At 71.1% G+C, this 9,760-nt stretch carries 9 protein-coding genes; 5 read left to right on the forward strand and 4 right to left on the reverse strand.

The genetic code is table 11. The features are described from left to right. Positions 1-226: 226 nt before the first annotated feature. Positions 227-2,089: a M1 family aminopeptidase gene (locus ACJA3G_RS21060; RefSeq protein ID WP_406554571.1), complete on the forward strand. Its 1,863-nt coding sequence runs from the start codon at positions 227-229 to the stop codon at positions 2,087-2,089. Between the two features lie 37 nt (positions 2,090-2,126). Here ACJA3G_RS21060 and ACJA3G_RS21065 read toward each other — a convergent pair whose 3' ends face one another. Further along, entirely contained in the window at positions 2,127-3,350 is a 1,224-nt protein-coding gene (locus ACJA3G_RS21065) for a citrate/2-methylcitrate synthase (protein WP_406554572.1), read from the reverse strand. A 114-nt stretch (positions 3,351-3,464) separates the two neighbouring features. On the opposite strand from ACJA3G_RS21065, the gene ACJA3G_RS21070 reads away from it, so the two are divergent. Then, on the forward strand, positions 3,465-4,613 hold the full coding sequence (locus ACJA3G_RS21070; protein ID WP_406554573.1) for a citrate synthase: 1,149 nt from the start codon (positions 3,465-3,467) through the stop codon (positions 4,611-4,613). 135 nt (positions 4,614-4,748) lie between these two features. Here ACJA3G_RS21070 and ACJA3G_RS21075 read toward each other — a convergent pair whose 3' ends face one another. From ACJA3G_RS21075 to ACJA3G_RS21085, 3 genes are all read right to left on the reverse strand, one after another. Continuing rightward, a complete protein-coding gene (locus ACJA3G_RS21075) occupies positions 4,749-5,198 on the reverse strand; it encodes a hypothetical protein (protein ID WP_406554574.1) in 450 nt (149 codons plus the stop codon). 59 nt (positions 5,199-5,257) lie between these two features. Beyond that, positions 5,258-6,529, reverse strand: a complete 1,272-nt coding sequence (locus tag ACJA3G_RS21080) for a hypothetical protein (RefSeq protein ID WP_406554575.1) — start codon at positions 6,527-6,529, stop codon at positions 5,258-5,260. A gap of 167 nt (positions 6,530-6,696) precedes the next feature. Next, entirely contained in the window at positions 6,697-7,863 is a 1,167-nt protein-coding gene (locus tag ACJA3G_RS21085) for a phospholipase D-like domain-containing protein (protein WP_406554576.1), read from the reverse strand. A 483-nt stretch (positions 7,864-8,346) separates the two neighbouring features. Between ACJA3G_RS21085 and ACJA3G_RS21090 the strand changes: the two genes are divergently transcribed. The 3 genes from ACJA3G_RS21090 to ACJA3G_RS21100 all read left to right on the forward strand — a co-directional run. After that, the gene (locus tag ACJA3G_RS21090; protein ID WP_371649695.1) at positions 8,347-8,502 is read left to right on the forward strand and encodes a hypothetical protein; all 156 of its coding nucleotides are present in this window, start codon (positions 8,347-8,349) and stop codon (positions 8,500-8,502) included. Further along, positions 8,499-9,089, forward strand: coding sequence for a sigma-70 family RNA polymerase sigma factor (locus tag ACJA3G_RS21095; RefSeq protein WP_406554577.1), 591 nt, complete (start codon positions 8,499-8,501; stop codon positions 9,087-9,089). Before ACJA3G_RS21090 ends, ACJA3G_RS21095 begins: the two co-directional genes overlap by 4 nt. Next, positions 9,073-9,760: hypothetical protein (locus tag ACJA3G_RS21100; RefSeq protein ID WP_406554578.1), on the forward strand; the 688-nt coding region annotated here is incomplete at its 3' end. The genes ACJA3G_RS21095 and ACJA3G_RS21100, both read left to right, overlap by 17 nt.

A 9,760-nucleotide genomic window follows, 5' to 3' on the forward strand; every position in this document is an offset into this window, starting at 1 on the left:
CAGTTTTACCCGCCCCTGATGGCATGCCCTGGTCAAATCTGCCAGGCTTTCCGGCAGCCGCCGCCCCGGACCGCCCCGGGGAGGCGCGCACGAAATCTCACCGCAGGAAATCTCACCGCAGCCATCGCGCGAGCGATGTCCGCAGTCCGCGGCCCGCCTCCGGCGCACCCCAGCCGTCGGGCGGGCACCGAGCACGCCGGAACCCCGGCCGTCAAAGGAGTTACGTGTGAGACCCACCCCCCACCAGGCCCTCGCCGTGAGCGCGCTGTCCGTGGCCGCGCTGGCCGCGTTCTCGCTCGCGGGCACCGCGGCGACAGCCGCACCGCGGCATACCGCACGGGCCGCAGCCACCTGCACCCCCGCGCAGGTCGTCGCCAACGGCGGCTTCGAGAGCGGTACTTCGCCGTGGAGCCAGTCGCAGTCCGGTCTGATCACCAACCGGGCCGGCCAGAGCGCCCACGGCGGCGGCTACTTCGCATGGCTGAACGGCGTCGGCAGCACCCACACCGACACCCTCTCCCAGAGCGTCACGATCCCCTCCGGCTGCGCCACCGCCACCCTCACCTTCTGGCTGCACATCGACACCGCCGAGACGACGTCGTCCACCCAGTACGACAAACTCACGGCGAAGATCGGCAGCACGACCCTCGCGACGTACTCGAACCTGAACAAGAACACCGGTTACGTCCAGAAGTCCTTCGACGTGTCGTCCTTCGCGGGGCAGACCGTCAACGTCGCCTTCACCGGCACCGAGGACTCCAGCCTCCAGACGAGCTTCGTCATCGACGACGTCGCCCTCAACACCTCCGGCGACACCACCCCGCCCGGTGACTCCACCCGTACACCGGCCTCGCCCGCGTACACCGTCAGCCTCAGCAGCAATACCAGCGGTACGGTCTGGACCGGCCACGAGAGCGCGACCTTCACCAACGCCTCCGCCACCGCGCTCAGCGAGGTGTATCTGCGGCTGTGGGACAACTACCACGGCACCTGCTCCGCCATGCCGATCACCGTCACCAACGTCACCGGCGGCACCGCGGGCTCCCTCTCGGTGGGCTGCACCGCCCTGCAGATCGCCCTGCCCACCCCGCTCGCCCAGGGGCAGAGCGCCACGATCGGCTTCGACCTGGGCATCACCGTTCCCAGCGGCGCCGACCGCTTCGGCCACGACGGGGCGTTCAACAACATCGGCAACGCCCTGCCCGTGCTCGCCGTGAAGGACGGGGCCGGGTGGCACCTGGACCCGTACACCAACAACGGCGAGTCGTTCTACTCCCTGGCCGCCGACTTCAAGGTGACCCTCGACCACCCCACCGCACTGCTGGTGCCCGCCACCGGCACCTCGGTCGACACCCCCGGCTCCAGCGGCCGTACGGTCACCACCGCGACCGCCTCCAAGGTCCGTGACTTCGCCTGGGCGGCGGGCCCGTTCAGCAAGATCTCCGGCACCTCGCCCGCCGGGACCGCGATCAACATCTACTCCGTCTCGGGCATCAGCTCCACCGACGCCCAGTCGATGCTGAGCACCGCCAAGAGCGCCGTGGACACCCACGCGGCACGCTTCGGCGCCTACCCGTACGGCGAGCTGGACGCGGTGATCGACAACAACTACTGGTTCGGCGGCATGGAGTACCCCGGCTTCGTCCTCGACCTGGTCAGCACCACCGCGCTCACCCATGAGATCGGCCACCAGTGGTTCTACGGCATCGTCGGCGACGACGAGTACACCAGCCCCTGGCTGGACGAGGCCTTCACCGACTACGCCACCGACCTGGCGCTGAACAAGACGGGCAGCGGCTGCTGGAACAGCGTTTCCTGGGCCTCGTCCGCCGAGAAGATCACCAACTCGATGGCCTACTGGGACGCGCACTCCTCGCGCTACTCCACCGTCGTCTACGGCTACGGCAAGTGCGCCCTGCACGACCTGCGGCGCGTCCTCGGTGACACCGCCATGGCCAAGCTGCTGAAGGACTACGCCACTTCGCACTGGTACGGGGTGTCGACGACCGCCGAGTTCAAGGCGGCGGCCCAGGCCGCCACGACCACGGACCTGACGTCGTTCTGGACCCAGCACCGCATCGACGGCTGACACGATCCGCGCGGCTCGCGCGGATCACCCCCGCCCGTCACGGCAGCGGCTGTGGCGGGCGGGGGCCGGTGTAGTGGGCACTGGGACGCATGCGCAGCGGGGTCTCCCCGTACTCCTCCAGGGCGTGTGCGATCCAGCCCGCCGTACGGGCCACCGCGAACACCGTCTCGCCCGCCTCGGCGGGCATCCCGCACGCCACGCTGAAGACGGCGAGCGCGAGATCGACATTGGCGTGCAGCTCCGTGTGCCGGGCAGTCGTGGCGGTCACGTCATGGGCCGCGGCCAGCGCCTCCTCGGCCTGCGGGAGCTCCGCGAGCAGCGCGAACAGGGCCCGCGCACGCGGGTCCTCGCCGGGGTAGAGCCGGTGGCCCAGCCCCGGCACCCGGCGGCCCGAGCGCAGATGCGCCGCGACCACCGGGGCCGCGCCGCCACGCTCCAGGACCTCGGCGAGCATCCCGTGGGCAAGTCCGCTGGCGGCCCCGTGCAGCGGCCCGTCGAGCGCGCCGAGCCCGGCCGAGACGACCGCGTACGGATGGGCGCGCCCCGAGGCCGCCACCCGGGCCGCGAGTGTGGACGCGGCCAGATCATGGTCGATCAACAGGGCGAGGGCGGTGTCCAGTACGTTGACCGACGCCTCGTCGGGGAGCCGGGGCGTGAGGCGGTGCCACAGCTGCCGGGCGAGCCGCTCGGCGCCGCGGTGCCGCCCGCCCGCCGGCGGCAGCGCCCCGACCAGGGTGGGGATCAGCATCCGGGCGCAGCCGAGCACCGCCGCCGGCTCCAGGTCGAAGCGGAGCGGATCGGCGGCCGAGACGGCGACCGCGGCGGCCCGCAGCCGGTCCATGGCCCCGCTGTGCGCGGGCAGCGCGCCGACCGCGAGGCGCGCCGCGTCGAGGAACTGCTGAGGCGCGGTGAACCGGGCGCCGCGGGGCAGGGTGCCCGTCCACACCCACTCCGCGACCTCCTCGAAGCCGTAGGCACCCGCGAGTTCGACCGCGTCGACCCCGCGGAAGTAGTAGCGGTCCTTGTCGATGAGCGTCAGCTCCGTACGGAAGTTCAGTTCGCCGCCGCGCAGGGTGGGCTCACGGCGGGCGCTGCGCCGAGCCAGCGCGTCCACCTCCTTCGCGTCGAAGGTGGAGCCCCGTCCGCCGGGCGCCCGCTCGCTGCTGAGCTGGCCGCGGCTGACGTACGCGTACACCGTCTCCGGCTTCACCCCGAGGCGGTCGGCCGCCTCGCGGGTGGTGAGTCGCGACTGATCCGTCATGGGGTCACCGTATCCAAGATCGATCAATGTTGATTGAATCAATATTGACAGCCATCTCGTCAATCATAGACAGTCAAATCAATATTGAGGGTCACCATTGAGGGAGGAAGAGAGATGTCGACCACCACCACGGCGGTACCCCGCGGACTCGCGGGCGTCGTCGTCACGGACACCGCGCTCGGGGACGTCCGCGGGCGCGAGGGCTTCTACCACTACCGCCAGTACTCGGCCGTGGAGCTCGCGCAGAGCCGCGGCTTCGAGGACGTATGGCACCTGATGTTCCACGGCGAACTGCCCGACGCCGCCGCCCGCGCCGAGTTCACCGCCCGCACCGCCGCCCTGCGCCATCTGCCCCGGGAGGTCGGCGAGGCGCTGCCCGCCATCGCCGCGGCCGGCGCGGCCTCCGGGCCGCTCGCCGGACTGCGCACCGCGCTCTCCCTGCTCGGCGCGGCACAGGGCTTCCGCCCGGTCTACGACCTCGACGCCGACCGGCGCCGCGAGGACGCGCTCGCCGCCTGCGCGGCCGTCCCCACCCTGCTCACCGCGCTGTACCGGCTCGGCCAGGGCCTCGACCCCGTCGAGCCGCGCGACGATCTGTCGTACGCCGCCAACTACCTCTACATGATGACGGGTTCGCAGCCCGCGCCCGACCGCGTCCGGGCGATCGAGCGCTACCTCATCTCCACCGTCGACCACGGCTTCAACGCCTCGACCTTCACCGCGCGCGTGGTCGCCTCCACCGGCGCGGACGTGGCGGCGTCCCTGGTCGCGGCGGTCGGGGCGCTCTCCGGTCCGCTCCACGGCGGCGCCCCCAGCCGCGCCCTGGACACCCTCGACGCCATCGGCTCGCCGGAGCGGATCGACGCGTGGGTGCGCGAGCGCGTCCTCGCGGGCGAGCGGATCATGGGCTTCGGCCACCCCGTCTACCGCACCGAGGACCCGCGCTCACGGATGCTGCGCGGCATCGCCGAGGGCATCGGCGGCCCGCTGGTCGCCTTCGCCGTCGAGGTGGAGAAGCACGTCGAGGCGATCCTCGCCGAGCTGAAGCCCGGCCGGGAGCTGCACACCAATGTGGAGTTCTACGCGGGCGTGGTCATGGAGCTGTGCGGGGTGCCGCGCGAGATGTTCACCCCGACGTTCTGCGCCGCCCGGGCGGTCGGATGGAGTGCCAACATCCTGGAACAGGCGGAGGACTCGAAGATCATCCGCCCGGCGGCACGCTATGTGGGCCCGCCCCCGCCGCAGCCGGTACCCGCGCCCTGAAAGGGGCAGTCCCACCCGGTGGACACGGGAGCCGGTCGCGCGCCGCCGCCGCGACCGGGGCCGGACGCCGCGGCGCTCCCGCGCGGGCCGGGGCCCGGGCGGGAGCGCTCGCGGGGAGCCGGTCGTGTACCGGCGTCAGCGCCAGATCGTCTGGACCGAGTCGAACTGGACCCAGGTGATCGGGTTGCCCGTGTTGCCGCCGAAGATGGTCACCGAACCGGCGGTGTTCACCTCGAAGCGGCAGGAGTTGATGCCGGCGCTGTTGTTGCGCGGCGCGGTGGCGCGGATGTACGAGGTGGGCCGCGCCAGGGCGGCGGGCAGCGTGGCCACCTTGGTGTCGGCGGCGAAGTTGCCGTTGATGATGCCGCGGCCCTGGAGGAACGTGGTGCCCGCGATGGTGACGAGGCGGACCTGCGGGGTCGCGCCGGTCTGCGCGGTGACACCCGGCTCCAGGACCAGGTCGGCCCAGTCGCCGGCCTCCACACCGGCGGCGGACGCGGGGGACGCGGCGGCGAGGTTGGCGACCGCGACGGCGGCGGGCACGGCGAAGGCGGCACCGAGGATGCTGCGGCGGTTGTAGGACATGGTGGTTGGTCTCCTTGGCGAGGCCTGGTGCGAAATGACGGAGAGGAGCGCGGGCGCGGTCAGCGCCAGACGGCGCTGAAGCTGTCGAGCTGGACCCAGGTGATGGCGTTGGTGTCACGCCCGCCGAACAGGCGCAGTGCGCCGTCGGTGCCTGCCTCGACGCGGGCGACGCAGTAGCCGCCGCTGTTGTTGCGCGGGACGTTGCAGCGGGCCGCCACGCTCGGCGTCAGCGTGTCGGGCAGCGTGCCGAGGACCGCGTCCCCGTCGAAGGTGCCCTTGACACCGCCGCTGAGCTGCAACGTCGTGGTTCCGGCGACGCTGATGAGCCGGCCCTGGGGCGGGTTCACGTCGGCGGTGACACCCGAGGCGAGCGCGATGGGCGTCCAGTCCGTCATCACCTTGACGCCGTCGACCTCGGTGGTGTCGGGGATCGTCAGCAGGGTGCAGGTACGCGGCCCGGGGTCCTCACAGGCGAAACCGAAGTGCAGGTTGGTGACACCGTTGCGGGTGTCCACGTGCATGCCCTCGGGCTCGCGCCATTCGAGCCCGGGCGCGGCGGTGATGAACTGCCGGTCCAGCACCTTGCCGGTGGCCCACTCCTGCGCGGTGATGTAGGTGTTGCCCGGGGGAGGGTTGCGGGTGGCGGTGCTCGACTCGCCGTTGAGCATGTACAGCACGCCCCGGTGGGACGCGTACCCCTGGAACACGCCCAGGTCCGCGGGCATCTCGATGCGCTGGAGCGGCTCGAAGACGCCCGCCGAGGCCTTGGCCAGGTCGTACCGCTCGAAGTGGGTCGCGCCGTCGGAGTAGAAGCGCACCACGAGCTCGTTGGAGCTGCGGTCGATGGTCGGCGTGGCGAAGAGCGCGGTCGGCGTGGGGCGGTACGGCTTCGCGTGCAGCGAGGAGCCGTAGTCCAGCACCGAACCCGAGCGGAAGTCGAAGTTGGTGATGGAGGTGCCGAAGCCCTCGTTCTTGCTGTTGGGCTGCGACGCCGTCTCGGTCCACAGCCGGATGGTGCCGTTGCGGTTCTCGACGCCGAGGTTGACACCGTGGCCGAAGCCGCGCAGATACATGTACCCGGTGATCGTGCCCGCCCGGTTGAGGCGCGTCACGCACATGTCGCCGTTGCGGTTACGGGTGTCGTAGTCGACCGGCGCGGACTCCCCGCTGAGGGTCAGACCGCCCTGCATCAACTGGAGCACGAAGATGTCGCCCGACACCGGATCGGTGTGGAACGACTGCATCACGGTGCTGTTCTTGAGCGGGCGACGGTGCAGCAGTTTGCCGACCGGTCCCGCGATGTCTATCTGTCCTTCAATGGTGACGCTCAACGACGCCGCTCCTTCATGCACGCCTCGGTGCTGCCGTGATCGGAACGGCGTCAGTGTCGCATGGGTGTTCCCGTGCCGGGAGCCTTGGTGCGCCGTTCAAGGTCCGGACCCCGCCCGGCGCACCAGCAAGCCCGACATGTCGGGAACGGCTCCGACACCGCCCCGGCTCAGCCGGTCAGCGTGGCCTTGGAGCGCATCGCGAGGAAGTTGCCGCGGTAGGCGTCGTGGGTCGCGGCGCCCTCGACGCGCAGCAGCGCCTCGTCGTTCTCCCTGAGCGAGGAGAGGTCGAGGTTGTGGGAGCCCGTGAACGTCCACTTGGTGTCCGGGTGCCCGGCGTAGTTGCCCTCGATGAGCAGGTACTTGGAGTGCACGAACAGGTCGTCCGCCTCGGTGTCGGCCGTGCCGTTGTCGAGGTGGAGGTGGTACGGCTTGATCCGCGGGTGGTTGCCGAGCGTCGCGAGCTGGCTGGTGTCGTTGTAGACGACCTCGATCCAGCAGTCCTGGTCGGCCAGCTGCCGCAGTCTGCTCGCCACCTCGGCGCGGGTGAAGGCGTAGGCGGCGACGCGTACGACGGTCTTGTGGGAGGCGGAGCCGACCGTGGTGTTGCCGGTGCAGGAGACGTTGTTCAGTACGTCGACCATCAGGTCACCGGTCTGCTGGGGGAAGAAATAGTACTTCTCGCCCCCGGACGTGGTGCCCTGCCGGTAGTAGTCGGTGGTGCGCTTCTCCGCGGCGAGGTCGTTGAAGTACGCCGTGTACGCGGTGTAGAGGTCGGTGTTGCCCACCGAGGTGTAGGCGTTGTTCCAGAAGCGGGAGGTGTTCGCCGCGGTCTGGTTGGCGGACGTCTGGATCACCACGTCCTCGGCGACGCCGGGGTCTCCCACCCGGGAGAAGAGGAAGAACTTGTTGTGGTTGATGTGGTTCTTGCCCGGATCGAGCGTCGTGTCCGCGATGCACGCCCGGTCCTTGGGGCACACATGGAGCCAGGACGGCTGGGTCATGTCCTTGCCGAGGGTATCGGCCAGCTGGGTGGCGGCCGTGGAGGTGGAGTACGTGTAGTCCAGGACGACCCGGACCTGGACGCCCCGGTCGTGGGCGCGCCGGAGCGCGTCGCTGTAGCCGGTGTCGGTCAGGGCGTACATCGCGGCGCGCAGGGTGCGCCCGCTCTGGGTGTTGTCGATCGCCCCGATGATGTGGTCCTTGATCGCGTTCTGCTCGGCCGCGGTGCCCTGCGGGTCGTTGAAGACCGCGCCCGTGGTGGGCATCGGCGCCGGGTCCGCCACGGCGGCCGGGGACGGGACGAGCAACGCGGCCAGGAGGGAACCGGCGAACAACGCGGCGGAACATATACGTCTGATGTCTCTCACTCCTCGACGAAGGACTTCGGTGAAGATCGATCCTGCTGTGAGCAGGGGCACGATAGCCCCCTGGCGTCCGCGCCCCGACGGCGCCCGGTGAAATCGGTTGCTTCGCACGCCGTGTGTCTTGCGTCACACCAGCCCCGTCTGTTGCGTTGCTGTCGATTTGCGCAATCTCGCGTCCGCGCCGGGCGCCGTTCGCTCCAGCGGCAGGTCAGGGCTTCACTACCCAGGGTAACCGGGTAGTGCCATCAGGGGAGTTGAGGTAGTGGCGGGGCACTGCAAACGCATGTTCGCCCTCGGAACGCAAGTGCCCGGCGACCTTTCCGGGATCCGCGGTTGCACATTCCGGCGCCGCCGGGCGTCATCTGTTCGAAGGCCCGCACCGGTGCCTTCCGGGGCCGTCGGGGGGCGGGACGGGCGGGCCCCGTCGTGCACCAGGAAGGAGCCGAAGGTCTCGTGACGATCGATCGGGTAGGCGATGTGGTCCTGGCAGTTCTCGCGATGCGGGTGTTCGGCCGCGACGCGGCCCTGTTACTGCGGCGGGCGGCTGCCGCCGGCGTCCGTACCGGCGTGAGCGAGTTGCTGCGCACGGACGGTGAGGGAGACCGGTGAGCCAGGACCTCCCGCACCGCGCGCCGGGCAGACCCGCGATGACGAACCAGCAACTTCCGGTGGACTTCAGCGCCTTCCACCATATGCACCGGCCGGTCTATCTGCGCTGGGCGCAGACCGTCCTCAACCACCGCGCGGACGCCGAGGAAGCCGTCGACGCCGCCTTCGAACAGCTCCTGATGATCTGGACGGTCGTCCTGTCGAAGGAGAACCCCGCCGCGTACGCCTGGAGCGTGCTGCGCAGCCGCACCCTCGACCTGGCCCGCGCCCGCAGCCGGCGCCCCGCCCTGCTGGCGGAGGCCGCCTTCGAGACGGTGGCCCTGGCCCGCGCCGCCGACCCGATCGGCCAGCTGGAGGAGAGCCTCGCGCTCTTCCACGCCGTACGCCAGCTCCCGCCGCGCCAGATGGACGTCATGCTCCTCCTCCACCTGCACGGCCTGACCCCCGCCCAGGTCGGCGACCACCTCGGCATCACGGCCGCCGCCGTCCGCTCCACCGCCCGCCACGCCAAGCGCCGCCTGCGCCACACCCTCGGCCTCGCGGCCCAGCACACCGAGGAGGGACACGCTGATGACATCGCCCATTGACCAGGTGCTGGCCCGTGCCCGCCTGTCCCACCCGCCCTGCACCGAGGCCGACGTCCAGGCCGCCGAGCAGCGCCTCGCCGCCCGCCTCGGCGCCGCGACGCCCGCCTGCGGGGCCCGGCCGGGCCGCTCCCGACGGGCCGCCTGGCGAGCCCTGCTGTCCGAACCGGGGCCGCGACTGGACGAAGTGAGCGCAGCCCAGGACCTCACCGTCGTCTGCGAGATGTTCGTCATCCACCCCGACGCGCTCGACGACCTCAAGCTCTTCTTCGCCCGCGCGCTGCCCGAGCCCGCCGGCGCGCGCGTCCTGGGCTGCATGCTGCATCTGACCGGCCGCCCCGAGTCCGCCCGGTTCTGGTGGCAGTACGCGGCCGGCGCCGGGGACGCGGCTGCCACCTTCTGCCTGGGCCTGCACCACCGCGCCCTGGGCGAACACCCCGAGGCCGACTGGTGGCACATCCAGACCGACACCCTCAGCGCCCACCGGGCGACCGCCGGGGACGCCGATCCCATCACCACCCTGCGCATCCTGCGCGCCCTGCGCACCGGCCCGCTGCCGGTGCCCGACCTGGTCCACGCCGTCCTCGACTACATCCCCGCGGCCCTCAGCTACGTCGACGACGACCTCGACCTGCCCCTGCCCGACCCCGACTTCACCGACCACATCACCGCCC

This window comes from Streptomyces sp. YS-3 (assembly GCF_045257485.1).
GTDB lineage: Bacteria > Actinomycetota > Actinomycetes > Streptomycetales > Streptomycetaceae > Streptomyces.

Coding starts and splice junctions, on each gene's coding strand:
- ACJA3G_RS21065 (WP_406554572.1), bottom strand. CDS start 3,350: ATGACGGATCAGTCGCGACTCACCACCCGCGAGGCGGCCGACCGCCTC.
- ACJA3G_RS21070 (WP_406554573.1), top strand. CDS start 3,465: ATGTCGACCACCACCACGGCGGTACCCCGCGGACTCGCGGGCGTCGTC.
- ACJA3G_RS21075 (WP_406554574.1), bottom strand. CDS start 5,198: ATGTCCTACAACCGCCGCAGCATCCTCGGTGCCGCCTTCGCCGTGCCC.